Origin of the sequence: Bradyrhizobium sp. NAS96.2 (genome assembly GCF_001908235.1) — a bacterium.
Lineage (GTDB): Bacteria > Pseudomonadota > Alphaproteobacteria > Rhizobiales > Xanthobacteraceae > Bradyrhizobium.
Window position 1 is genome coordinate 82,119 of the sequence record NZ_LGHK01000043.1, and the last position, 26,671, is coordinate 108,789.

Genomic DNA, 26,671 nt, shown 5'->3' on the forward strand with positions numbered 1-26,671 from the left:
GGTGGCGGTCGCGCAAATCAGTTCGCTCGATAGCTTCCGATCCGGGCGCCGGCTTGCGGCGCTCCTGCGCGGCCATGATGAGATCGGCTCGGCCGTGCAGGCGGCGCGGGCCGCATTGCAGCGCGCAGGGTCGATCGATCACCTCGCGGCCTGGGACGAGGCCGTCCACGAGCTGTTCGGGGCCAATCTTGGCCATGCCGTGGTTTTGGGCTTTCTAAGGCTGTCGGAGCAATGGCCGGCGCAGCGATCGACCGATGATCTGATCGCGATCGGACGCACCGCCGGCGATATCGGCCGCAGCGCCGGAAGCCGCGCCGCCCATGGGTTGCTGACCGAATTGTCCAAGGTGCTGCCGCGGCTTGCCGGTGCTGGAGAACTCACCGCCGTTCTCGCTGCGCTCCGCCAACTCGCAGATGCAGGCCCGGAATCGGTAGGCCTTGCGATCGGCCGGCTAGAGCCGCTGCTGGCGCATGCCGGGGGCGATGACTTCTCCGCCTGGGTTTCCGCGGGCTTGCGCGCAAGCGGCGGTCGCGCATCGCGCCGGCGCGCCTATTTCGCGCTCGACGATCCACTTTCGGTGCGGCTGTTCGCGGTGGGGCGGACCGGCGATGACTTTGCACGGCTGGAGAAACGCCTCGCTGCAACAACGATCGCCCTTTGGAACAGAAGGCCTCGCTTCCGCAAGCTTGCCGCTGCGCCGACGCCGGTGCCGCGGCGTACCTCGCTCGCTGCCGGCTTCATCGGTCTGCCCGAGACCTTTCCCGGCTTTGTAGGCGAGGCGGCGGACACCATCTATCTCGCGGCGGTCGCGCATGCCGGAGCCCACCTCGTGCATTCCACTGTGCGCTTTCCCGTGGGGCGGCTGAAGGCGTTGCAGATCGCGCTGGTCTCGCTGATCGAGGATGCCAGGGTCGAGACGCTGGCGCTTCGCGAGATGCCCGGGATGCGCCGGCTGTGGCTGCCGTTTCACAGCGCGACGCCATCCGGCCAGGCAACCGCGGCCGGACTGATGATGCGCTTGGCGCGGGCGCTGATCGATCCGGACTATCTGGATCCGGATGCGTGGGTGACCAAGGGGCGGACGCTGTTCGCCGATGCCGCCGGCCGCTGCACCGATCCCGCCATCAGCCGCGAGATCGGCGGGCTGCTCGGCAACGACATCGGCCAGATGCGGCTGCAGTTCAACGCCAAGAGCTACGTCGTCGAGCCCGCTTACCGCGACGACAATCTGGCGCTCTGGGATTTTGGCGATCAGCCGGACAGTCCGACCGAGACGATCGAACTTGCGATCGATTCCGTGCATATGGAGCGTCGCGAGGACGCCGATGGACAGTCCACCGACGACAACGCAAGGCCCGACGAGACGCTGCGCGCGAAGGCCAGCGCGGTCGCGCTGCTGGACGGATTTCCGGTCGCGACCTATCCGGAATGGGACTACGCCGCGCGGACCGAGCGAGCGGACTGGACGACGATCCTGGAAGCCGATGCCGCCGTCTCCGCGCAGCCGTTCGATCTGCCGACGGACACCGAGACGACCCGCTGGATCACGAGATTGACCCGCGACGCGTCGATCGGCCGCCGTATCAGGCACAAGGGCCAGCGCGACGGCGACGCGCTCGATATCGACGCGGCGACCGCGCTGACCATCGAGCGTCGCGCCGGCAGCATCAGCGAGCCAAGGGTCTACCAGCGCGATGCGCCGGGACCGCGCGATCTTGCCATTCTGCTGCTGCTGGACCTGTCGCAATCGACCGCAGATCGTGACCGTCGCGGCCGGACGGTTCTCGACGTCGAGCGCAAGGCGGCCGCGATCATGGCGGCGGCGGTCGAGGCCGCCAATGACGCGATCGCGGTGCATGGTTTCAGCTCCGACGGCCGCGAGCGCGTGCGTTATCTGCGCATCAAGGGCTTTGACGAGCCGGTGGACGCCGTGGTGCGTTCGCGCCTCGCGGGGCTCGGCAGCAGCCATTCCACCCGGCTCGGCGCGGCCTTGCGCCATGCCGGGGACGACCTTGCGGGACGACGTGCGTTCCGCAAGGTGCTGCTGGTGCTCACCGATGGCGAACCGTCCGACGTCGATGTGCCCGATCCGCAATACCTGGTGGAGGACGCGCGCCGGGCCGCACAGCAATTGCGACGGCGAGGCACCGATATTTTTGCTTTCGGTGTCGGAGAACACAGATTTTCCCAGCTCGATCGCATTTTCGGCGAGCGCAACGCGCTCCGCGTGCCGCGTATCGAGGTGTTGCCGCACCGGGTGATGCAGCTCTACGCCGAACTGAAGAAATAAAGGGGGCCTGCCGTCACGGAGCCGACCTAGATCGTCGTCCACACGCCTGCGCACCGCTGTCACACTTCGACGCTAACGTTGCAGATTGGACACAGCGGCCCGCCTGGGAACAATCGACGCGGACACGATGAGCATTGGATATCTTTCGAGGGGCCGGGCAAGGCGCCCCTCAGACGCTTGTCGATTGTGCGTTTTGATCTGCCTCTGCATGCTGGGCGCCGGCGCCGACCTCGCGATGGGCCAAGAGAACCCGAACGCCTCGGCGGCGCGCATCACCTTCGATATTCCGTCTCAACCTCTGACATCCGCGCTGGAAAGCTACGGCGCCACGGCGCGGCGTGAGGTGCTTTATGACGCCCAGCTTGCGACCGGCCGTCGCTCGAGCGAGGTGAGGGGCGTTTTCGCGCCGTCCGAAGCCTTGCAGATCCTGCTCGATGGCACCGGCCTGGTCGGCCGTCTGACGTCGGAGAATGCGCTGGTGGTGGTGCCCTCGTCTCCGGCCGCCGGCCAGCCGACGACGTCTGACGTCGATGCGAAGAAGGGCGATCCGGTTATTCGCGCCCGTTACTATGCGCAGGTGCAGGAGCGCGTTCGGGACGCCTTCTGCAGGGACAGCCTGTTGCGGCCGGGGCGGTATCGGGTCGCCGTGCAGTTCTGGATCGCTCCAACGGGATCCGTGCAACAGACCCGGCTTTTGAGCAAGACCGGCGATGACCGCATCGATCGTGCGATCGAGACGACGCTTCGTGGATTGAGAATCAAGGAGGCGCCGCCGCAGGGCATCTCGCAACCCCTCACGATGGTCGTTGCGCCGCGTCCGCCGGAACAGACGCAGGACTGCGCCGGGATTGACGCAATCCGCACCAGCGGCGAGGCGAACTGAGCGTGCCGGGATGAGCGACGCAAACCGGACCATGCTCCGCAGCTTCCTGGCTGCCCGCTACGATGATCTCAAGCTGCGGCTGAGCCGTCGTCTGGGCTCGGCGGAGCTTGCCAGCGATGCGTTGCAGGACACCTACGTGCGTCTCGACCGGGCCGAAGTGGCGGGGGCGGTACAAAGCCCGGCCGCGTATCTGTTCCGGATGGCCTTCAACGTCGCAATGGACCGGCAGCGGGCCGAGAAGCGGCGCCTGGCGCACAACGAGGTTCAGGATCTGCTCCATATTGTGGACGATGCGCCGGGGCCGGGTCAGATTGCGGAGGCCCGCTTCGAGATCGAGGCCCTGGAGAAGGCGATCGCGGAGCTGACGCCGCGCCGCCGGGTCATCCTGCTGGCCGCACGGCTCCAAGGCATGCCGCAGCGGGAAATTGCCAGCCGGCTCGGAGTCTCGCTGCGCCTGGTCGAGAAGGAACTCCGCCTCGCCCAGGAACACTGCGCGCTGAAGCTCGGAAAATAGTTGTGCGGTTGATGGCTATGGCGAACGTCAAATGGACAAGCGGACGACCCGGCTGCGGAGGCGGGGGGGCGCTGCGAGGCAAGCCTGCATGATGAGCAAAGGCGGTAAATCGACGATGGGGCTCGGCGCGATGGAGCGGGAGGCACATGCCTGGGTCAGGCGCTTGACGTCCGGCGACGCGACGGTCGAAGACGCCGATGCGTTCCAGGTGTGGCGCGAGCAGAGCGCCGCCCATGCGATCGCGTTTGCGAAGGCAAGCAAGCTTTGGGAGACGGTCGGCAGCGCCGGCCAGAACCTCCGCTATGACCCGGCATCGGTTGGCGCGCTGCTTGATGGTGAAGCAAGGCGCGTGATGACCCGCAGGCTGGTGCTCGGCGGCGGACTTGCGACCGCCGCCGCGGCTGTCGGAGCGGTGACGCTGCGTCCTCCGCTCGAGCTCTGGCCGTCATGGTCCGAGCTTGCTGCGGACTACCGGACGGGCACGGGAGAGCAGCGCAAGCTTGCGCTGAACGACAGCGTGTCGATCAACCTGGACACAAGGACCAGCATCGCGCTGCGCCCGGATCATGGTGACAGCAGCCGGATCGAGTTGATCACAGGGCAGGCGTCGATTGCGACGACCCCGCAACAGTCGAGACCGGTGACTGTGATTGCGTCGCGTGGCCAAGCGGTTGCAACGCAGGCCTCGTTCGACGTGCGCTACCTCGGCGCCGAGGTACGCGTCACCTGTCTCGGAGGCGAGGTTCGCGTCGAGCATCAGGGCAATGCCCGCACCGTTCGTGAGCGGCAGCAGATCGCCTACGACGAGCGGCGCATGAGCGATATCGTTGCGATCGATCCGGCCGTCGAAGCGGCCTGGCAAGAGGGTTTGCTCGTCTTCCGCTACACGCCGCTGCCCAAGGTGGTGGAAGAGGTGAACAGGTACCGATCGGGCCGGATCTTCATCGTCAATGCCGGGCTGAACACCCATCTGATCAACGGCCGCTTCCATATCGACCGGATCGACGAAGTTCTCGTGCAGCTCGAGCAAGCATTTGGCGTCAAGGCGAAAACGCTTCCCGGCGGCATTGTGCTGCTGAGCTGAGGAGGCTTCGGGCGAGGCGGCAAAAAAATTCCGATCCGGCGTGCGGGTCGCCCCGTTCGGGATCGTCTCAGCCGCGAGGGTCTCGGTGCTGGCGCTGAGACGCGAAATGTTCGGCTGTTGCCGCCCGGCGCAAGAAAGCGATCCCATGGTTCCCCGCCTCTCCAGATCCCTATCCCGCGCGACGGTTCGCACCGCATTGTTTGGCAGCGTCAGCGTCGTGGCGCTGCTGGCCAGTACGCCGGTGGTCGCGCGCCCGTTTGGGTCAAGCTGGACGGTGTCACCGTCGGCCGCCGCGATGGCGGCGTCGCAGTCGGCCGCGCAGGATGCGGCGGCAACCGCCAGGCAGGGCCAGGATGCAATGGCGCGGGCCACGCGCGCCATCCAGGCGATCCAGGGCTTGCAGAACGCGGCGCGCAGCGCGGCGCAGGCCTCGCAGCGTTCGGTGACGCTGCCGCAGGTTGCCGTACCCAATGGCCTTGCCCCCGGCGGCCTGCAGGCGGCGCCGGGATGGCAGGGAGCGAGCGCGCCGACGCAGGCGGTCGATGCCGCCGGCCAGACCCAGGTCGGCATCGCGCAGACCAGGGCGCAGGCGATCCTCAACTGGAATTCCTTCAACGTCGGCGCCCGCACCACGCTAACCTTCGACCAGCAGGGCAATGCGAACTGGGTGGCGCTCAATCGCGTGGTCGGCAGCACAGCGCCGAGCCAGATCCTCGGCAATATCAAGGCCGACGGCTCGGTCTATGTGATCAACCAGAACGGCATCATCTTCGGCGGTGCGAGCCAGGTGAATGTCGGCGCGCTGATCGCCTCGGCCGCCACCATCACCGATACCCAGTTCCTCACCAGCGGCATCTACGCGCAGCAGGCCGGCGGCCGATATGTGCCGAGCTTCACGGATGCCCGTGGTGCGGTGAGGATCGAGCCCGGCGCGCTGATCTCGACCAACGCGCCGTCCTCGGTGACACAAGGGGGTGGTTTCGTCCTGCTGATGGGAACCGAGGTCAGCAATGCCGGCTCGATCAGCGCGCCGCGAGGCCAGGTGCAACTCGCGGCCGGCAACGACTTTCTGCTGCGGCCGGGTTACGGCACGGACGCCAACCAGGGCTCGACCACGCGCGGCAACGAGATCTCGCCGATCGTGCGCGACGCGATCGCGGCCGTCGGCAACTCCGGCCTGATCTTCGCCCAGCAAGGCGACATCACGCTCGCGGGCCGCAGCGTCAGCCAGGAGGGGGCGCTTGTCGCCACCACCTCGGTCAACACCCGCGGCACGATCCATTTGCTGAACGCAGCCTCCGATGCCGCGGGCAGCATCACGCTCGCGAGCGGCAGCCTGACCGCGATCCTGCCCGAGCTCGACAGCAGTGACACCGCGCTCGACAGCCAACGCAACCAACTGGTCGCCGATTCCAAGGTCTTCACCCACGCCCCGGTCGCCAACGCCCAGTTCGACAATCTTTCGCAGCTCTCCGACCGGCTCGATCAGGGGCGCATCGAGATCGTCAGCGGCGGCACCGTCAACTTCAAGGCCGGCTCGACCACGCAGGCGCAGGGCGGCCAGGTGGCGGTCAATGCCGGTCACCGCGTCTTCGCCGAGAGCGGATCTGTTATCGACGTCTCGGGCGTGCGCGGCGTGCTGCTGCCGATGTCGACCAACAACCTCCTGATCAACGTGCAGGGCAACGAGCTGCGCGACTCGCCCGTCAACCGCGATCAGGACAATCTGAAGAACGCGGATGTCTGGATCGATGCCCGCGACCTGGTGCTGGTGCCGGCAGGCACCGGCGGCTATGCGACCGATCGCTACTATACGCCGGGGGGCCTGCTCGAGGTTTCCGGCTATCTCGCCAATACTGCGCACCGGATCGGCGAATGGGCCGCGGTTGGCGGCAGCGTCACGCTGTCGGCGCCGGAAGTCGTGGCCCAGAAGGGGGCCGTGTTCGACGTCTCCGGCGGTTCGGTGAGCTTCCAGGGCGGTTACATCCGGACCACCAACTTCCTGGGCGCGGACGGCCGCCTCTACAGCGCCAGCCAGGCCCGCGCCGACATGCAGTTCTACGGCGTTGGCGCGGGCTTCATTCGCGAGCACAAGCTCGGCGGCAAGGTTGCACCCAACCTGACCGAAATCTGGACCAGCCCGTTCGGCAAGGGGCGCGTGACGACCCGCTGGGAGGACGGCTACACCATCGGCCGCGACGCCGGCTCTCTCATCCTGTCGACGCCGACGGCGGTCTTCGAAGCTGATATCGTCGCTGATGTCGTCACCAGCTCACGCCAGACGACGGCTCGGCCTGATGGCACGACCGATGGCTACAAGCTGTCGCAGAATGTCGCCCCGCTGCAGGGCAAGCTCGCGCTCGGCGGCTATTCGGGACTGGGCCTCACCGATGCATCCGCGGCGCGGGTCGCCTTCGGTCGGCCCCCGGAGATATCGGGCGCGCTGAACGTTACGTCGGTCTTGCCCGACGATCGCATCGGGACCGCATTCTTCAACTCGGACGCGCTCAATGCCGCCAAACTGGGCGGGCTCAATGTTGCGAGCAGCAAGGAGATCCTCGTCGAGGCGCCGCTTGAGCTCGCGCCCGGCGCGCAGGTGATCTTCGCGGCGCCACATGTCGATATCGGCGCAAACGTCACGGTGCATGGCGGCAGCGTGATGCTGACCAATCTCATGCATGCGGTGCTCGGCCAGAACCAGAACGAGCAATGGTGGGCGCTTCGCGACGCGGACGGCAAGGCGCAGGTCACGATCGGCCAGAACGTCGCCGTCGATCTCAGCGGGTTGTGGAGCAACGGACTGACCGGAAGCGATGTGTCCGGTCAGGCGCATGTGGATGGCGGCAACTTCACCGTTTCGACGACCGGCGGCATCACGCTTGCAAATGGATCGCTGATCGATGTGTCCTCGGGTGGCGCCATCCTGGCGACCGGCAAGACGAAAGGCGGCAAGGGCGGCAATGTCAGCCTGGTGGCCAACGACTATTCGCATCTGACCTGGACGCAGTTCTTCACCAATCCGCTCGTCCTCGATGGCACGATCCGCGCCTATGGCTTTGCCGGCGGCGGCAAGCTGACGCTGAACGCGGGCCAGGAGATCGCGATCGGCGAGGCCGTGGCCGACGCGCTGGTGCTCGATCCTGCGATCTTCCAGTCCGGCTTCACGGCCTACAACATCAGCAGCAACACCGGCATCCAGATCGGCGAAGGCACGCGCGTGGACGCCGAGGTGCCGGTCTATCGCTTCACCCAGGGCAGCTTCGGCGCGCCCAGCGGCAGCCTCGTTGCGGATGCCGCGACGCTCTGGACGCCGCCGCGCTTCGCGGTCAACTCCTTCACGCATGGCGCCACGCAGCGCATCGGCGCCGATGTGACGTTCTGGAGCCTGCATGATTTCACGCTGGCGAAGGGCGCATCCATCAATGTCGATCCGGGGCGTTCAGTTTCGATCTACGCCAATCGCCAGACGGTCATCGACGGCACGATCACGGCGCCCGCCGGCAACATCCTGATCACGAGCCTGCAGGACGCCTCCGGCGACAACAGGTACAATTCCGGTTACGGCGAGTTCGGTCTGACGCGTTCGTTCTGGATCGGCGACGACGCGGTGCTGGACGTCTCGGCGCGCGGTGCGGTCGGGCGCGACGAGCGGGGGATCTCCTACGCGGCCGTGCCGGACGGCGGCACGATCCGCATCGGCGGCACCGGCGCGCTCGATGCGGACGGTTATCCCGTCGTCAGCGATGCGTTCGTGATCGTTCGCCCGGGCGCGCTGATCGATGCGTCGGGTACCTCTGCGGTGGTCCAGGTCCAGAACGGCAAGACCTATATCCCGACATTTGCCGCGAGCGATGGCGGAACGATCTCGCTGTATTCCAGCTTCGGCATGGCGCTGGACGGCACCATGCGCGCAGCGGCCGGTGGCAGCGGCGCCTCCGGTGGGTCGCTCAACCTGACCATGTCGAGCCGCGGCTATATCGCAGGGCAGCCAAGCGCGAACGCGCCCTATGCCGTGGGCGATCTGCCCGCGGCTTTCCAGCGGTCGCGCGATATCACGCTGGTGCAGAGCGCCCCAGGCAGTGGCCTGAGCGCCGATCTGTTGCCCGGCGAGGCCGATCCGGCCATGCAATTCGGGCGGGCGGTCATCGGCGTCGACCAGATCCAGAAGGGCGGCTTTGGATCGCTTTCGCTCTATACGCGCGATCTTCTCGTCTTTGACGGCAATGTCGATCTCAGCCTGTCGCGCAGCCTGCACCTTTCCAGCGGCGTCATCGCCGCGGCGCCTGATACGCCAAACAGCACGATCCGCCTGTCCGCGTCCTATGTTCGCTTTGATGGCGTCTACGACGCGGCAAAGGCGCAAGCGCAGGTGGGGTATTCGCCCGGGATCAACGATCTTCACGTTCGCAACACGGCGAACGGCGGCAGTTTCACGGTCTTCGGCGATCTCATCGATGTCTACGGCAACGTCCAGTTCGGAGCCACCGGCAAACAGGGCAGTGGCGACGTGAACTTGGGACGACCCGTCAGCATTCTATTCGATGCTCGCGGCTTTCAGCAGGTCGCGTTGCAGAGCACTGGCGACATCCGGTTCGGCAACGGAGGTCTCGATGTTGAAAATCTCGCGCTGACCGCCGACCAGGTCTATCCCTTGAGCGGCGCAGTCGCCCTCATCAAGGTTGGGCTTCATTCAAGCGGGCTAGATTCCGCCTATGATCCGGATGCCCGTCTCGTTATCCGGCGCAATGACGACGCGACGCCGGCGGTCCCGGCTTCAGTCTTTGGCGAACTGGTCTTCATCGCTCCGTCCATTGACCAGGGTGGAGTCGTTCGCGCGCCGCTGGGGCGCATCTGGTTCGACAACTACGTTCAAGCCTACGCCAATGGCTTGCCCAATCCGCATGTCACATTCCGCAGCGGCAGCATCACCTCCGCGAGCGCTGCCGGCCTGATCATGCCTTTTGGCGGGACCTCGGACGGCATCACCTATCAAGGTGCGGACGGCACCCTTGCTCAATCTGGCGAGCGCCTCCATTGTTGATCCCTCGGGAAACACAAAGATCGCGAGCGGCGTTTCGATCGGTGCCACATCGTTCGTGGGTGAGGCCGGAGCCGTGATCGATCTGACCGGCGGCGGCACGCTGACCGGCACGGGTTTCATCTCCGGCCGCGGTGGCTCGGTCGATGTGCTGAAGACGGCGCTCGTCAACGCCAACCCGATCAACAATTACAGCGCGACCGGTAACAAGGTCTACGCCATCCTGCCAGGTTATGCGGCGAATTATGCGGCGGCGATCGCGACCAATGGCGCCGGCGATCCCGCGATCGGCCAGCAGATCACGCTTTCCACGGGCGTGCCGGGGTTGCCCGCGGGCACCTACACGCTGCTGCCCTCGAGCTATGCGCTGCTGCCAGGCGGCTATCGCGTCGAGCTTGGCGCGACCGGAACAACCATGATGGCTCCGGTGACGGCAGGCAACGGCTCCATCGTCTCGTCGGGCTATCTCGGAGTTGCCAATACGGCGATCCTGGACACATTGCCGACGCGGGTGATCCTCACCCCTGGCCAGACCACGCGGCTTTATTCGCAGTACAACGAGACCAGTTATGCCGATTTCGCGCGTGCGCAGGCGGCCAAGTTCGGCGGCTTCCGGCTGCGTCTGCCGGACGATGGCAAGGTGCTCGAAATCGGTCTTCGCATGCCGCTTGATGGCAGCAAATCGCTGTCCTTTGCCGGCACCGCGTCGTTCGACGGCGCCAAGGACGGCATTGACGGTGCATTGATCATCAGGCCGTTGACCGTCTCGTCGAGCCCTGCCGTGCTCGACATCACGGCGTCAGGGGCTACGCCGATTGCCGGACATACGTCCGTATCGAGCGACGACATCAATGCCTTCAAGGCACCGACGCTACTGCTGGGGGGCACGAGCACATACTACAAGGAGGACAATCCGGGAGCCGGCGCCAAGATCTATTTTGACGGAGGGTTGACCGCGACCGTCAATCTGCTCGATGGCGCCACCATCCGTGCCGGCCAGGTTTTCCTGGTCGCCAAGGCCATCAGCATGTCGGGCGGCGCGACGATCGATGCGCGCGGACTGGGCAATGGGATCGTGGATTCGACGCTCGGTTACGTCTATGGCAACATCGGCCCTTATTCGTCGGCAAATCCCGCCGACAGTCCGGCCGTGCTCGCTGTCGCCAATGGCTGGTATCAGTTTCTGGATGCCGTCGGACCCGGAAAGATCAGCATCGCGAGCGGTGCCTCGCTGCTCACCGATGGCAGTGTGGTGCTCGCCGCGCCGGGCGGGCTCACTATGGGCGACGTCAATTTCGGCGCGCGTTATCTCAACGTCACGCAGGAGCAGGTCAATGTCGGCACCGAGGCCGCGCTTGCTGCGGCGCAGGCGACCGGCCGACTGCCAACGGGCTGGAATCTCACCCAAGGCGTGCTCGACAAGCTGCTGCGGCCTTCCACGACTGCCGGCACCCCCGCGCTCGAGCAACTCATCATCACGGCAAGTGGCTCCTTCAATCTGATCGGCAGCGTCGACCTCGACACCACGCGCCAGGGCGGCTCCTCGTCCGATTCTCTCAAATTCGTTCTGAATACGCCGGCCATTTATGGTCTCGGTTCCGCGAGCGACGCGGCCCGCATCACCGCCGACACGCTGGTCTGGAACGGCATCCGTACCGGCAGCGGCACTTTCGCGAGCCCGTACGGCAATCAGGCGCCTGGGCCTGTCCTGCCCGGTGGGCCCGGCACCGGATCGGGGCATCTCGCCATTACGGCGAATGAGATTCTGTTCGGCTTTGACGCATCATTGAGCAAGCCGACCGATGGCGCAACGCTGGGCCGCCTGGCGCTCGGCTTCTCCGATGTCACGCTAAGCGCGGCGAAACAGATCACCGCGAACAGCAATGGCACGCTGAAGGTGGGGCTGAGCCAGGACGGCACCGGCGCCTTGCAGGGCGGTGCGCTCACCATCGCAACCCCGCTGATCACGGCGAGTAACGGGTCCAAGCTCGATGTCAGCGCGGGAGCCGCGTTGCGCCTGGTCGCGCCGGTGGGGGCCGCTTCCTCCGATACGCATGGCGTGACGGATCTCGGCGGCACGCTGTCTTTCACCGGCGACAGCGTCCTTGTCGACACCGCATTCGCCTTACCGTCCGGCAAGCTGACGCTGAATGCGACGCACGACGTCGTGCTCGGTGCGAACGCGACCATTGACCTCTCCGGCCGCGGCATCGCTTTCTTTGACGTCACCAAGTTCAGCTGGGGCGGTGATCTCACCCTGAGCTCCGGCACCGGCAATATCATCCAGAGTGCGGGTTCGGTTATCGATGTCTCGGCTGCCTACAATGCGGCTGGCTCGATCTCGGCCAAGGCGATCGACGCCGCCCATGGGCAGGTTTCGTTCGCCGGCACGCTCAAGGGATCATCGACGGGCGATTTCGATAGCGGCCAGTTCACGGTAGCTGCCCAGAATTTCGGCGAGTTTGCTGCGCTGAATGCCAAGCTCAACGATGCCGGTTTCTTCAACGCCCGCAGCTTTGATCTCCGCCAGGGCAGCCTCGTCATCGGTGATGGCGTCAAGGCTCGGTACGTGACCGTCTCGGTCGATCAGGGCAACCTCACGGTGGGCGGCCGGATCGACGCGAGCGGGGCGAAGCCCGGCACCATCCGCCTGTCCGCGAGTGGCGATCTCGGCCTCGCGTCGAATGCCGTGCTCGATGTCCATGGCAACGTACTCCAGACCGACAGCTACGGGGCGGCGATCGAGCCTAACAACACCGCGCATGTCGAGCTCACCACCACGCACGGCACCATGACGCTGGCCACCGGCGCGACCATCGACATGACGTCGCCGGATGGCGTGTCGCGCGGCAAGCTGGAGCTGAGCGCGCCGCGCCGTGGGGGCACCGACGGAGACGGTGCGGGCGCTAACGACATCGGCATCGATGCGCGTAGCTCGCTCAACATTCGCGGTGCAAGCAGCATCGCAGTGAACGGCTTCCGCACCTACGACCTGCCGGGCGGCAGCACCATCGACCAGGCCTATCTCGACGGTCTGCATGTCGACAGCACTCAGTTCATCAACGCTGCGCTTCAGAACAGTGACTTGCGAAATCGCCTTTCCGGGCTCGCGGCTTATGGCTCGGCCTTCCATCTGCGGCCCGGCGTTGCCATCACCTCGAGCGGTGGTCTGTCGACCAAGGGCGATCTGGACTTCTCCGGTTATCGCTATGGGCCGAATGCCGATCCGGCGGTGCGCGGCTCCGGCGAGCCGGGCGTGCTCGTGGTCCGCGCCGCGAGCGATCTCAAGATCAACGGCAGCATCAATGACGGCTTCGCACCACCGCCCGCTTCCCCAGATGCGGTGACGGTGATTGCCACCGGCACGTTGACATCCGCCTACACCGTTACGACTGATGGTGTGGTCATCGGCAGTGGTTCGACCATTCCGATCAGTGCCACCGTCAACATGGAGCTCGATCTCGTTGACGGCACGGTCAAGCTGAGCCCGAGCGCCGCGCATCCGCTGCCCGCCACGGTCACCTTGGCGGAGGACTTCACCGTCAGAGGACCCAATGTTCAGACCAGGAAGCTGAATGGCGGGCATATCATCACGCCGGATAGGACCTACAATCCAGGTGATACGCTGCTGACCAACACGGAATTTCCGGCCGGCACCGTGTTCGAAAAGGGTGTTTACTTTACCGGGCCGGCCTTCATCAATACGTTCAACAGTCTGGTTCTCCAGCCGCTGAGGCTGCCGGCGGGCGCCAGCCTTTATGTATTCGGCGGGTACACATTCGCCGCCGATACGCTGCTTCCCAAGGGCACGGTGCTGCCGGCCAACATGTCAAACGTCAATCTGATCGGGCCGGGCGACCGCCAGGTCTGGGCGATCGCTCCGATGCTCACGCCTGGCACGCAATCCTGGTCGTTCCGGCTGGTGGGCGGTGCCGATCTTGCGAGCGCCGACAGCCGCACGCTGCAGACCGCCGACGCGCTCGCCGGCTCGGGCAACGTCGTGTTGAATGATCCGTTCAACGTCACCGTCAACAAGCCGACGTCATCAGGCGTCAGCGTGTTGCGTACCGGCACCGGCGATCTCGAAATTCTCGCCGGCGGCAATTACGACCAGCAATCCCCATTCGGTGTCTACACGGCCGGCACCGCGATCAGGGAGACCGGGACGGCGCAGAACGATCCCTACAACCTCGGCCGCGGCAGATTGACCGATGGCACCTTGCTTGGCTCGGCCAACGCCAACTACGAACCGACACTCGGCTCCGAGCGGATGTATTACCCCGAACATGGTGGCGATTTCCTGCTTGTCACGCAGGGCGACGTTAAGGGCACGCTGCGGACGGGATCGACCCAGATCGGATCCTGGCTATGGCGCCAGGGTGGTTCGGAGATCGGCCAGCAGACTGCCTGGGGCATCAATTTCGGCAGCTATACCTACGATCAGATCCGCGACCCCAGCATTCTGTCGCTCGGGATATCGGCATTCTCCGGTCTCGGCACGCTCGGCGGCGGCAACGTCACGCTGCAAGCGGGTGGCACGGTCGGCGATGTTGGTCGCGGCGTCATCGTCGCCGTCGGCGGCAGTGGCCGGGTGATGGCAGATGGGAGTCTGGTGCAGACGGGCGGTGGCGTGCTGTCGGTGAAGGCGGGCGATATCGGTACCGGCGGCAATCAATTCGTGAACCTGCGTGGACGGATCGACATCGCGACCGGCGATTTCGGCAGCCTGGTCGCATCAAATTTCCGCAACGATGGCGGGTCGGATCCGCGGCCGATCAATCCGTTGACTGTCTATTCGATGACGACGCTTGTCGGTGGCGATTTTGCACTGGGCGACAGCGTGATCGACCTTCGTGCGCGCGGCGATCTGGCCATGGGAGCGATTCTCGATCCGGGCATCGTCGGCATGACCGGCTTGACCGACATCGGCAGCGGCTCCACGAGCGGCGAGGGTGCGAGCTGGTTCACGCTGTGGACGGGGAGCACCGCGGCGAACATGTTCGCGGCCGGCGGCTCCCTCGCATCGGCCAACGCTCCGAGCGACTCCCGCTTCTTCCCCTCGATCGTCCGGCAGATCGCCGCGAACGGCAACATCTACAATCCGGGCGGCGGGATGATGCTGCCCTCACAAAACAGCGAGCTCGAGGTGCTGGCGCAAGGATCCATCCTTGGCGACACACTCGTGATGGGTCCGTTGACGACATCGATGTCGGCTCTCGCGACACCGTTCCGGCCGGGCTGGGCAAGTCTGCTCGGCAGCCGCACGGGGCTGACCATAACGGCCTCCAATTATTGGGGTGACTACACCGCCGTGAACGATAGAGCCACCAACGGAGCCACCTACTCCTGGGATCGAGGCGGGCACCCCTTCGTCTTTGATGCAAACACGGTGAAGGATCGCGCCGTGCAGGATCTGGGTAATGTGTCACGCATCTATGCCGTGAACGGTGACATCACGAGCATCACATACGGGCAGGCCATCACGGTGCGCCGCTACGTTGGCAACATTGCCTTGGACAGTGTTTACTATGAGGCGGCAGGGCCGCTGCGGATGCTGGCCGGCGGCAGCATTGTCGATACCAAGGGCCTGATCCTGCACGATGATGCCAACGATGTCTCGACCATCGCGGCGGGTGGCAGCATCATTTATGCAGGTTGGCCGGGGCTTGATCCCAGCGCAAAACCAGGCTGGCTGATCGCCGGCCCGGGCACGCTCGAAATCACGGCGGCCGGCAACATCTATCAGGGATCGACCGCGACGGTCGAAAGCATCGGGGCTCTCGCCGCCGGCGACAAGCGGCCCGGCGCTGGTGTCGTCATGCAGGCCGGCGTCGGCACGGGCGATGTTGGTGTTGGACAAGTCGACTGGACCGGTTTTGCCAGGCTCTATCTCGCTCCGGGCAATCTCGCAGGCGCCGGGCCGCTCGCTGACCAGCACGGCAAAGTGGCGAAGACCTACGGCGACGAGCTTTATGACTGGCTCACAGAACGTTTCGGCTATGGCGGGACCAAGGCGGATGCGCTTGGCTACTTCCTCGCACTGCCGGATGCGCAGCAGCGCATCTTCCTGCGCCAGGTCTACTATGCCGAGCTGACCGCGAGCGGGCGGGAATACAACCAGACCGGTGGTCCGCGCGCCGGTTCCTATTTGCGCGGACGCGAGGCGATCGCTGCGCTGTTCCCGGACCCGTCCGCATATCGCGGCGACATCACGATGTTTACCGCGGCCTCCGGCACGGCGGGCGCGGCGAACTACAAGGTCCAAAGCGGCTTCGTTCACACCGATTTCGGTGGCGACATCCAGTTCCTCACGCCGGGCGGTGCCGTCACCATCGGGACCGAGGGGCTGTTGCCGGGCGCCGATGCGGGCCTCATCACGCAGGGCGCGGGCAACATCCAGATCTATTCGCAGAACAGCGTGCTGATGGGCCTGTCGCGCATCATGACGACGTTCGGCGGAAATATCGTGATCTGGTCGGCCGAGGGTGACATCAACGCCGGCCGTGGCGCCAAGACCACGGTGCTCTACACGCCGCCAAAGCGCGCTTACGACAGCTACGGCAACATCACGATCTCGCCGGTGGTGCCGTCCAGCGGCGCCGGCATCGCGACGCTGCAACCGATCCCGGAGGTGCCGCGCGGCACGGTCGATCTGATCGCGCCGCTCGGAACCGTCGATGCGGGCGAGGCCGGCATCCGCGCGTCGAGCTTCGTCAACATCGCCGCATTGCATATCGTCAACGCCGCCAACATCCAGGCGCAGGGCGGCGTGATCGGCGTGCCGCAGGTCCAGGCGCCGAACATGGGCGCGCTGAGCGAAGCTTCGAACACGGCGGGGGCCGCTGCCAAGCAGGCCGCAGTGCCGCCGCCGAGCGCCAACGAGCAACCCTCCGTCATCATCGTCGAAGTGCTCGGCTACGGCGGCGGCGACGGTGGCGATGAACAGAAGCGTCGCGGCAGCGACAAGCAAAGCCAGTACGACCCGAACAGCGCCTTTCAGTTGATCGGCGACGGTCAGTTGAACGCGGAGCAGTTGAAGAAGCTGACCCCGGACGAGCGCCAGCAGGTGGTGAACTAAAGCATGATGAGATTAGGTTGAACTGGAACGGCGTCGGACGTTCACCTCTCCCTTGGGAGAGGTCGATTTGCGCAGCAAATCGGGTGAGGGGTTACGGTCTATCGAGAGGGCAAGAGCCCTCACCCGGATTGCTCCCGGACGATGCTTCGCATCGCCGAGCGCAATCCGACCTCTCCCCAACGGGGAGAGGTGAACCGAGATCGCGACAAGCCGATTCAACCAGAACTCATCCCGCTTTAACGCGCGATGACTTGTCTCTGAATCGAGCAGGCTCCGCTTCACCTCGCCCCGCACTTGCGGGCGAGGGGTGCTTGCACGATTTCGGAATATTGGAAATGTACCCCTGAGTTGCCCGACGTGTCAAGTTGCCCTGTCGAACGGCAGCCGCCAGCTCCTTTGCATGGGGTTGTTTTCGCTGTTTTGGTAGCTGCACCGACTAACCGGCCGCCCGGGGCAGGGAGCCCTTGGCCGTGATCTCGGCCGAGAGCTCCTCGATGGTCTTGCGCTGTTCCATGGCGGCGCGCCGGATCAGCGCAAAAGCGGCCGGCTCGGCCAGCGCGTGGGTGTGCATGACCTGAAGCACCGCGGCGAGCACGACGCGGCGCGATCGAAGCCGCCGTTCGAGCTTCACCACCTGTTGCTTCAGCTCGTTGGTGCGTTCGCGTCGTTCGAAGGCCAGCACGAGCGCGGCATAGATGCCGGCCGAGCGCAGCGGCTTGACCAGGAATGATGCCGGATCGAGGTCGAGCACCAGCTTCAGGCGGCTCGGCGTTTCCGTGCCCAGCAGGGCGATCACCGGGCTGCGTCCAAGCGAGGCGCGCTGCGCCGGTGAGGTGAGCGGCAGGAACTCGTCGTCGATCAGCGTCACGTCCGGCCGGCAGTCGATCGTGGCGCCGCCATCCCATATGACGATGTCGATCCCGAGGCGCTCGAACTGGCGCCTCACGATGATGGCGTCGCGCTCGTCCTTGATGGCGACGAGCGCCTTGCGTCCGCGCAGCGAGAACGACGACGGCTTGCTCATTTCACCACCCGCAGATGTGGCGCATTCGGCAACGTTCCGTCCCTTGCAGGGCTGGCGGCGATGTCGAGCTGCGTCAGATAGGGATCCGGTCTGACCGGCGCTTCAGCTTCCCAGAAGATGTCAAACTGTCCTTCGGCGTTGGAGACGGCGAGCCGCGGCGTCAGGACGCAGTGGTTGTTGCTGCCGTCGATCCAGACCGGACCTTGCGGCGAATTGTAGCGATAGCCGGCGGCGGCGCGCCGCACCTCGCCGATGTCGGATGTGCCGGCGCGCTGCAATGCGCGGGCCAGCAGATAGACCGCGACATAGGCGGACTGCCCGTCCACCGACGGGCTGGAGTGCTCGCCGTGACGCGCCTTCCAGCGCGCGACGAAGGCCTGGTTCTCGGGCAGCCGAATGCTTTCGAAATAGGCCGACGACGTAATGCACCCGGCCGATGCGGGGCCCGCGATCTTCAGCTCGGGCTCGCACAGGCTGCAGCTCAGCATCGGGATGTCGAGACCCGCGGCAAGCGTCGCCGCATGGAGGGCGCGGATGAAATCATAGCTCGAACTGCCGACCAGCGTGTTGAAGACGACCGGCGGCCGGCGCCGCACGATCTCGTCGACGATGTGCGTGACCGCGCTCTCACCGAGTTCAAGCAGGCGTTCCGCGAGGATCTTTCCCCGCGCCGCCGTCACCAGCTCGCGGGTGACGCGATTGGTTTCCCAGGTCCAGACATAGTTGGAGCCGACACAGAAGATCTCGCGCGACAGATTGTCGAGCACGTAACGCACCAGCGGCAGCACGTTGTGATTGGGCGAGGCGCCGACATAGATGACGTTGTCGGAACATTCGAACCCCTCATAGCGCGCCGGATACCAGAGCAGGCGGTCGGTGCGCTCGACGATCGGCAACACCTGCTTGCGCGAGGCCGAGGTGTAGCAGCCGATGATGTGCTCGACCCCGACATTGCGGATGAGGTCGTCGCAGACCGTATGGTATTCCGAAATGATGCCGCGGGGATCGCGGACATGCGCCGATATCGAGAAGTCGAACTCGTCCTGCTCATTGATCTCGTCGACCGCCATCATGGCGCTCTTCAGGATCTCGCGTCCCATGGCCTGATAAGGCCCGTGCTGCGAGCAGATAATGCCAACGGGAATGGACGGCTTTGTCATCGACGACTTTCAGGGCGACTTGCGAAGGAAATCATCTTCGCAGATGTCGGTGCAAGACGTCATGCCGATTTGCTGCGCATGCACCTTGCGAAATTTGTGCAGCCAGCCTCGTTGACAACGCGCTGCACACCTCCTTAGAATTTTCTCCTACAGGGCTTCCTGTCGAACCTTGCGTGCGTCGATCTGGCCGATGACGTCCCGATCGCCGCGCAGAGTGCTCCGTTCGATCACGGTCCCTTGCGATAGATCATAGCCGCGGCATTTGGGCCATTCGTCACCTTCGTTTCGGAGGGGCGGGTGGCTTTTTTGCTTTTGCCGCCAAACAAATTGGCGACACGCCCGTGTCGCCAAGCCGGAGGCGCATGCGCGGTGATGGGCAGTGCCTGCGCTTGCGTCGTGCCAAGTGCGGTGCCAAGTGCGGGGATGAGAAACGATGCCGACGACGGATCTTCACTATCTCGGACTGATTGAGGTCGGGCAGCAAATCCAGGCCAGGAAGCTCTCGCCGGTCGAGGTGACCAAGGCGATGCTCGGACGGATCGAGCAGCTCGACGGCAAGCTCAAGAGCTACGCCCACGTGATGGGCGAGGCGGCGCTTGCCGACGCTGCATCGGCCGAGAAGGAGATCGAATCCGGCAAGATCAAGGGACCGCTGCACGGCGTGCCGATCGCGGTCAAGGATTTGTGCTGGGCCAAGGGCGCGCCCGCCGCGCACGGCATGACCATTCATCGCGATTTCCGTCCGAATGAGGACGCCACGGTCGTCGCGCGGCTGAAGGATGCCGGCGCGGTCATCCTCGGCAAGTTGCAGCAGACCGAGGGCGCCTATGCGGACCATCACCCGAAGATCGATCCGCCGAAGAATCCCTGGAATGCCGATCTGTGGTCCGGCGCGTCCTCGAGCGGTTCCGGCGTCGCCACAGCGGCGGGGCTTTGCTTTGGCTCGCTTGGAACCGATACCGGCGGGTCGATCCGCTTTCCCTCGGCCGCCAACGGCATCACCGGATTGAAGCCGACCTGGGGACGCGTCAGCCGTTACGGCGCGTTCGAACTCGCGGCGACGCTCGATCACATCGGCCCGATGGCACGCAACGCAGCCGATTGCGGCGCGATGCTTGCGGTGATCGCGGGGCAGGATCCCAAGGACACCACCTCCGTGCCGCTGCCCGTGCCGGATTATCTCGCAGGCCTGACGGGGGATTTGCGCGGCGTGTCGATCGGGGTTGATCGGCACTGGACCAGCGAGGGCACCGACGAGGCTGCGGGCAAGGTGCTCAGCGAAGGCCTGCGCGTCGCGGCCGACCTCGGCGCGAAGATCAAAGAGATCACGTTCCCCGACCCGAAGGCCGTCATCGAGGACTGGTTCCCGCTGTGCGGCATCGAGGTGGCGGTCGCGCACGAAGCAACCTATCCCGCGCGCAAGGACGAATACGGTCCGGCGCTCGCTGGCCTGCTCGATCTCGGCCGGGCGCAATCCGGCATGGACTATCAGAAGATCGTGCTGCGGCGCGAGGCGTTCCGCGGCGCGGTGCGGCTGCTGTTCGAGACCGTCGATCTGATTGCGGTTCCGGCCCAGGCGTTCGCTGCGCCGACATTGGCCAAGATGGCGGTGCTGGGTGAGGACCCGTCGCTGATCACCGGGCTGCTGCGCTTCACCTGTCCGTTCGACATGACCGGCAGTCCGACCGTGACGCTGCCCGGCGGCTTCGCGCCGAACGGTGGTCCGGTCGCCTTCCAGTTCGTCGGCCGTCACTTCGACGAAGCAAGTCTCGTTCGTGCGGGCGATGCCTTCCAGCGCGTCACCGACTGGCACAAGCGTCATCCCGCGATCTGAGTTGAGGAGCCCGTTCGCATGACCGAAGATTGGTTGAAGAGTTCCATCATGGCCAAGCTTGCAGTCGCCAAGGGCGCGACGGGCACGACCCACAGTCTGACGATCGAGCAGCAGGGCGGTTTCCATTACGTCTATGGACCCTATGCCAAGCCGACCTTGTCGATCGATCCCGGCGGGGTGGTCGTCGTCGAGACCGAAGATGCCTTCGGCGGCGTGCTCACCAGCGAAAGCGACAGCCCGACGGCGAAACTGAACTTCCCGTACCTCAATCCGCAATGCGGGCCGATCGCGGTCAAGGGCGCCAGGAAGGGCGATTGTCTCGCGGTCTATATCCGCGACGTCGAGACCCGCGGCGCGCAGCCGGCCGGAACCACCTGCATCATTCCGGAGTTCGGCGGCCTGGTCGGCACCGCATCGACGGCACTGCTCAATCCGCCGCTGCCGGAGCGCGTCAAGAAGCTGCATGTCGATCGCAACGGCGTGCGCTGGAACGACAAGATCACGCTGCCCTACGAGCCGTTCATCGGCACGATCGGCGTGTCACCCGAGATCGAGGCGATCTCCTCGCTGCAGCCTGATTATCACGGCGGCAACATGGACCTGCCTGACGTCGCGCCCGGCGCGATCATCTATCTGCCGGTGCATGCCGAGGGCGGGCTGCTCTATGTCGGCGATTGCCACGCAACGCAAGGCGATGGCGAGCTTTCGGGGGTCGCGCTCGAACAGCGCGCCACCGTGACGCTGCAGATCGACCTGATCAAGAACTGGAGCTTTGCCTGGCCGCGGCTCGAGACGCGCGACTTCATCATGACGATCGGCAGTGCGCGTCCGCTCGAGGACGCGGCGCGGATCGCCTATCGCGAGCTGGTGCGGTGGATGAGCGCCGATTACGGCTTCGATGAGATCGACGCCTACATGCTGCTCAGCCAGGCCGGCCGCATGCGGCTCGGCAACATGGTCGACCCCAAATACACGATGGGGGCGTCGATCCTGAAGAATTACCTCAAGGCGTGAACTTCCAACAATCATTCAACGACAAGGAACATCGCGATGAATTCGGGGCGAATAGTTGGAAGGGCTTTGCTTGGTGCGGTGCTTGGCATCGCGGCAATAGGTAGCGCGCAGGCGGCAGAACCGCCGCTGAAGGTCGGCTTGCTGGAGGACGTCTCCGGCGATCTCGCCTTCATGGGCATGCCGAAGCTGCACGGATCGCAGCTGGCGGTCGAGGAGATCAACAAGAGCGGCGGCGTCCTCGGACGCCAGATCGAGCTGATCCATCTTGATCCCCAGGGCGACAACGCCCGCTATCAGGAGTTCGGCCGGCGGCTGCTCAATCGCGACAAGGTCGATGTGCTGATCGGCGGCATCACCTCGGCCTCGCGCGAGGCGTTGCGCCCGATCGTCGATCGCACCACCACGCCGTACTTCTATACCAACCAGTATGAAGGTGGCGTCTGCGACGCCAGCATGATCAGCATGGGTGCGGTGCCGGAGCAGCAGTTCTCGACCCTGATCCCCTGGATGGTCCAGAAGTTCGGCAAGAAGGTCTACGTCATCGCCGCCGACTACAATTTCGGCCAGATCTCGGCGGAGTGGAACCGGAAGATCATGAAGGATCTCGGCGGCGAGGTCGTCGGAGAAGAATTCATCCCGCTCGGTGTGTCGCAATTCGCGCAGACGATCCAGAACATCCAGAAGGCGAAGCCGGACTGGCTGCTGACGATCAATGTCGGCGCCGCCCAGGACTCGTTCTTCGAGCAGGCGGCCGCGGCCAATCTCAATCTGCCGATGGGGTCCTCGATCAAGATCATGCTCGGATTCGAGCACAAGCGGTTCAAGCCGCCGGCGCTCAACAACATGCATGCGACCGCGAACTGGTTCGAGGAGATCGACACCCCCGAAGCCAACGACTTCAAGAAGCGCTGGCACGCCAAGTTCCCCGATGAGCTCTACATCAACGACATGGGCTACAACGCCTATAATGCACTCTACATGTACAAGGCGCTGGTCGAGAAGGCGAAGTCGACCAAGCTCGAGGACATGCGCAAGGTGATCGCATCAGGCGATGCCTGCATCGACGCGCCCGAGGGCAAGGTGTGCATCGATCCGAAGAGCCAGCATACCTCGCACCGCATGCGCCTGATCTCGGTCGGGCCCAAGCACGAGGTGACCGTCGAGAAGGACTACGGCACGATCCAGCCGTATTGGTTGGGCGAGATCGGCTGCGACCTGACCAAGAAGAACGACAAGGATCAGTACACGCCGAGTCATCTTCCCAGCAAATCGTGATGCGCACGGGCACGAATCTTGCTCGTGTTTTGCAGCTCGAATTTGAAGCGAGACGGCGCCGCGATGATGCGGCGCCGTGATCACGGAGAGCGGAATGTCGGCTGAACTCTTCTCGGTATTCTATCAGTTCGCCGACGTCTTCGCGTTCCTGATCCTGTCCGCGGCGGGCCTTGCCATCGTGTTCGGCATGATGGGCGTCATCAACATGGCGCATGGCGAGTTCATCATGTGCGGGGCCTATGTCACTGTCGGGCTCGTGAATCTCGGCGTGCCGCTGCCGATCGCACAGATCCTGGCGGCGCTGACTGCGGGGATCATCGGCATGATCGTCGAGTACCTCGTCGTGCGGCGCTTCTACAAGCGCCCGCTCGACTCACTGCTCGCGACCTGGGGCCTCAGCCTGATCGTGACCCAGTCGATGCTGCTGACCGTCGGCTCCGCAGTGCGCGGCATTGGCACGCCGGAGGGAAGCTTTGCGATCGGCGGCTACACGTTCTCTACCTACCGCCTGGTGCTGTTCTTCTGTGCGGTGGCGGTGCTGGCGGGGCTCTACATCATCTTCATGAAGACGCGCTTCGGCGTGATCGCGCGGGCGACGATGCAGAACGCGGCGATGGCGAAGGCGCTCGGCGCGCGCACGGGGCGCATCTATTCCATCAGCTTCGGGATCGGCACGGCGCTCGCGGGACTCTGCGGCGCGCTCTATGCACCGACCATGACGCTGATCCCGACCATGGGCGCGACCTTCGTGGTCGAGAGCTTCGTCACCGTCGTGATCGGCGGCGCCAACGTCCTGCTCGGAACCGCGCCTGCCGCGGTGTTCTTGGCGATGATACGGATGGCGCTCAATGCGAGTTATGGCCAGATCATCGGACAGATCGGCATGCTGTTTGCCGTGATCCTGATCATACGTGTGCTGCCTGAAGGGCTATCCAGCGTATTGGTGCGTCGTGGGCGCTAGACGGGAATTTGTGATGTTGAAGCTGCTCGACGGTCCGCAGACGCTCGGACGTGGCAGGATCTTCTGGTCCTGCTTCCTTGCCGTGCTGGCGGGTGCGCTGATCTATCCTTTGTTCGCCGATTCCTACGACGTCGGCAACTTCGCTTACTTCCTGATCTGGATATTCATGGCGCTCGGCCTCTGCCTGATGTGGGGCTATGGCGGCATGCTGTCGTTCGGCCAGACCTTCTTCTTTGGTATCGCCGGCTACGGCTATGGCGTGCTCGCCATCAACATGGGCGGCGGAACGACCACGATCGCCGCGCTTGTCCTCTCGGTTGTCGTCGCGATGATCGCAGCGGGGATCCTCGGCTACTTCATGATCTGGGGCGGCATCAGCGGCATCTTCTTCGGCATCGTGACGCTGTCGGCGACGCTGGTCCTTGCCTTCTTCCTCGGGCAGACGGCCGGGCCGGAATGGCATATCGGCCCGGCGCGGCTGAACGGCTTCAACGGCATGAAAGGGATGGACCCGCTCACCGTCGGCAGCTTCGACATCGAGGGATCGGCGCTCTATTATCTCATGATCGCGTTGATCGTGATCGTCTACATCGCGCTGCGGATGCTGGTGAACTCGAGCGTCGGCAACGTGATCGTGGCGACGCGGGAAAATCCGCAGCGCGCCGAGATGCTCGGCTACGACGTCCGCAAATATCAACTCCTGACCTTCGTGATCGGCAGCGGCCTCGCGGGCCTCAGCGGCGCGCTGTACACGTCGTGGGGGCAGTTCATCACGCCGTCCAGCATCGGCCTGCCGGCGGCGGCGATGCCGATCGTGTGGGTCGCGTTCTCCGGCCGCAACGATCTGACCGCAACCCTCGTCGGATCGTTCCTGCTGCTGTTCGGCTTCCAGACCATCACGGTCTACAGCCAGCAGGCGGCGCTGGTGCTGATGGGGGTTTTGCTGCTCGCCACCGTGATGCTGGCGCCGCAGGGCTTTGTGCTCGGTATCGGCAAGCTCGTGGTCGATTGGTGGGGCAGGCGCCGGCGGCGAGACGAGGCTCCTGCGCTTGCCGATACCAGCCGTCTGCAATCGGATGAGACCTGATCCATGGCACTGGTCGATGTGAAAGGCGTCTCCAAGCGTTTCGGTGGATTAGCCGCGGTCTCCGATGTCGACCTGACGGTCAATGCCGGTGAGGTCCACTGCCTGATCGGGCCCAACGGCGCCGGCAAGAGCACGCTGTTCAAGCTGATCGTCGGCCTCTATCTGCCGACCACGGGCAGCATCTTTTTCGACTCCGTCGATATCACCGCCGAGCGTCCCTACGCGCGGGTGCAGCGTGGCATGAGCATCAAGATGCAGGCGCCGAGCGTGTTCAAGGAGCTGCCGGTGCGGCAGAACATCCAGATCGCGCTGCAGGAACGCCTTTCGGGCGCCGAGCGCATGGAGGAAGAGGAGCGGTTGCTGGCGCTGCTCGATCTGGCCGATGACGGCGGCAAGCTTGCAGGCGCGCTGTCGCACGGCCAGCAGCAATGGCTGGAGATCGGGATGGCGCTCGCGTTGCAGCCGCAACTCCTGCTGCTGGACGAGCCGACCGCCGGCATGTCGCCGGAGGAGACCTACAAGACCGGCGAACTGATCAAGTCGTTCAATGCCGAGGGCATGACGGTGCTGGTGGTCGAGCACGACATGGCGTTCGTGCGCCAGGTCGCGCAGCGCATCACCGTTCTGCATCTCGGCAAGATCTTCGCGCGCGGCAGCCTCGAGGCCATTCTGGAGGACGAGAAGGTCGCGGAAATCTATCTGGGTAAGACCCATGCGCACTGATCGCATTCTGGACGTCTCGGGACTTTGGGCGGGCTACGGCGCGACGCCGATCCTGCAGGGCGTCAGCATGCAGGTCGCGCGCGGCGAGATCGTCGGCGTGATTGGCCGCAATGGCGTCGGCAAGTCGACGCTGATGCGCTGCCTGATCGGCCTGCTGCAGAGCTGGCGCGGCACCATCACCTTCATGGATCAGGACGTCACGCAGCTCGAGGCCGATGCCCGCGCGCGTGCCGGCTTCGGCTACATCCCGCAGGGCCGCGACGTGTTTCCGCAAATGACCGTCGAGGAGAATCTGCAGGTCGGCGAGTTGATCGGCGGGCCGGATGGAAAGAAGCTCCCGGAACTCGTCTACGCGTATTTTCCGCGCCTGAAGGAGCGCCGGCGGCAGATCGCGGGCACCATGTCTGGCGGCGAGCAGCAGCAGCTTGCGATCGGCCGCGCGCTGATCGGTAATCCATCCTTGATGATCCTCGACGAGCCGTCCGAAGGCATCCAGCCCTCGATCGTGCAGCATATCTGCGAAGCGCTGAAGTCGTTCCGCACCGAGCTCGGGACGACGATCATCATCGTCGAGCAGAACCTCGACACGATTCTTGCCGTCGCCCAGCGCTGCTACATCATGGAGAAGGGCAAGATCACGCGGTCGCTGGCCGGTGAGGAGGTCAACGAAGACAATGTTCGCGCGCAGCTGTTGCTCTGATCGGCT

15 protein-coding genes are annotated in these 26,671 nt (G+C 64.8%); 13 read left to right on the plus strand and 2 right to left on the minus strand.

Features of this window, described 5'->3' with window-relative positions; genetic code table 11:
• The first annotated feature begins 1 nt into the window (after window position 1).
• The 6 genes from AC628_RS12045 to AC628_RS12070 all read left to right on the plus strand — a co-directional run bounded on the left by AC628_RS12045 (window position 2) and on the right by AC628_RS12070 (window position 16,887).
• Window positions 2-2,290, plus strand: coding sequence for a nitric oxide reductase activation protein NorD (locus AC628_RS12045; protein WP_074127062.1), 2,289 nt, complete (start codon window positions 2-4; stop codon window positions 2,288-2,290).
• A 208-nt stretch (window positions 2,291-2,498) separates the two neighbouring features.
• Window positions 2,499-3,173, plus strand: a complete 675-nt coding sequence (locus AC628_RS12050; protein WP_074127024.1) for a secretin and TonB N-terminal domain-containing protein — start codon at window positions 2,499-2,501, stop codon at window positions 3,171-3,173.
• A gap of 10 nt (window positions 3,174-3,183) precedes the next feature.
• Entirely contained in the window at window positions 3,184-3,687 is a 504-nt protein-coding gene (locus tag AC628_RS12055; RefSeq protein WP_074127025.1) for an RNA polymerase sigma factor, read from the plus strand.
• 88 nt (window positions 3,688-3,775) lie between these two features.
• Window positions 3,776-4,771, plus strand: a complete 996-nt coding sequence (locus AC628_RS12060; protein WP_168193353.1) for a FecR family protein — start codon at window positions 3,776-3,778, stop codon at window positions 4,769-4,771.
• Window positions 4,772-4,916: 145 nt separating this feature from the next.
• Window positions 4,917-9,812 carry a two-partner secretion domain-containing protein gene (locus AC628_RS12065; RefSeq protein WP_168193354.1) on the plus strand — a complete coding sequence of 1,632 codons (4,896 nt, stop codon included), beginning with the start codon at window positions 4,917-4,919 and terminating at the stop codon, window positions 9,810-9,812.
• 73 nt (window positions 9,813-9,885) lie between these two features.
• Window positions 9,886-16,887 carry a filamentous hemagglutinin family protein gene (locus AC628_RS12070; protein ID WP_143201558.1) on the plus strand — a complete coding sequence of 2,334 codons (7,002 nt, stop codon included), beginning with the start codon at window positions 9,886-9,888 and terminating at the stop codon, window positions 16,885-16,887.
• A gap of 436 nt (window positions 16,888-17,323) precedes the next feature.
• Here AC628_RS12070 and AC628_RS12075 read toward each other — a convergent pair whose 3' ends face one another.
• A complete protein-coding gene (locus tag AC628_RS12075; protein ID WP_074127028.1) occupies window positions 17,324-17,911 on the minus strand; it encodes an ANTAR domain-containing response regulator in 588 nt (195 codons plus the stop codon).
• Window positions 17,908-19,071: a transporter substrate-binding domain-containing protein gene (locus AC628_RS12080; protein WP_074127029.1), complete on the minus strand. Its 1,164-nt coding sequence runs from the start codon at window positions 19,069-19,071 to the stop codon at window positions 17,908-17,910. The genes AC628_RS12075 and AC628_RS12080 overlap by 4 nt, the downstream gene beginning before the upstream one ends.
• Window positions 19,072-19,504: 433 nt before the next feature.
• Between AC628_RS12080 and AC628_RS12085 the strand changes: the two genes are divergently transcribed.
• The 7 genes from AC628_RS12085 to AC628_RS12115 all read left to right on the plus strand — a co-directional run bounded on the left by AC628_RS12085 (window position 19,505) and on the right by AC628_RS12115 (window position 26,665).
• Window positions 19,505-20,905 carry an amidase gene (locus AC628_RS12085; protein ID WP_074127030.1) on the plus strand — a complete coding sequence of 467 codons (1,401 nt, stop codon included), beginning with the start codon at window positions 19,505-19,507 and terminating at the stop codon, window positions 20,903-20,905.
• 18 nt (window positions 20,906-20,923) lie between these two features.
• Window positions 20,924-21,919, plus strand: a complete 996-nt coding sequence (locus AC628_RS12090; RefSeq protein WP_074127031.1) for an acetamidase/formamidase family protein — start codon at window positions 20,924-20,926, stop codon at window positions 21,917-21,919.
• Between the two features lie 36 nt (window positions 21,920-21,955).
• Window positions 21,956-23,194 carry an urea ABC transporter substrate-binding protein gene (locus tag AC628_RS12095; RefSeq protein WP_074127032.1) on the plus strand — a complete coding sequence of 413 codons (1,239 nt, stop codon included), beginning with the start codon at window positions 21,956-21,958 and terminating at the stop codon, window positions 23,192-23,194.
• A gap of 94 nt (window positions 23,195-23,288) precedes the next feature.
• Window positions 23,289-24,155: an ABC transporter permease subunit gene (locus AC628_RS12100; RefSeq protein ID WP_074127064.1), complete on the plus strand. Its 867-nt coding sequence runs from the start codon at window positions 23,289-23,291 to the stop codon at window positions 24,153-24,155.
• A 13-nt stretch (window positions 24,156-24,168) separates the two neighbouring features.
• Window positions 24,169-25,242 (plus strand): branched-chain amino acid ABC transporter permease, encoded by a 1,074-nt coding sequence (locus tag AC628_RS12105; RefSeq protein WP_074127033.1) that lies wholly within the window; start codon window positions 24,169-24,171, stop codon window positions 25,240-25,242.
• Between the two features lie 3 nt (window positions 25,243-25,245).
• Window positions 25,246-25,965 carry an ABC transporter ATP-binding protein gene (locus AC628_RS12110; protein WP_074127034.1) on the plus strand — a complete coding sequence of 240 codons (720 nt, stop codon included), beginning with the start codon at window positions 25,246-25,248 and terminating at the stop codon, window positions 25,963-25,965.
• Window positions 25,955-26,665: an ABC transporter ATP-binding protein gene (locus AC628_RS12115; protein WP_074127035.1), complete on the plus strand. Its 711-nt coding sequence runs from the start codon at window positions 25,955-25,957 to the stop codon at window positions 26,663-26,665. Before AC628_RS12110 ends, AC628_RS12115 begins: the two co-directional genes overlap by 11 nt.
• The last annotated feature ends 6 nt before the right edge of the window (window positions 26,666-26,671 follow it).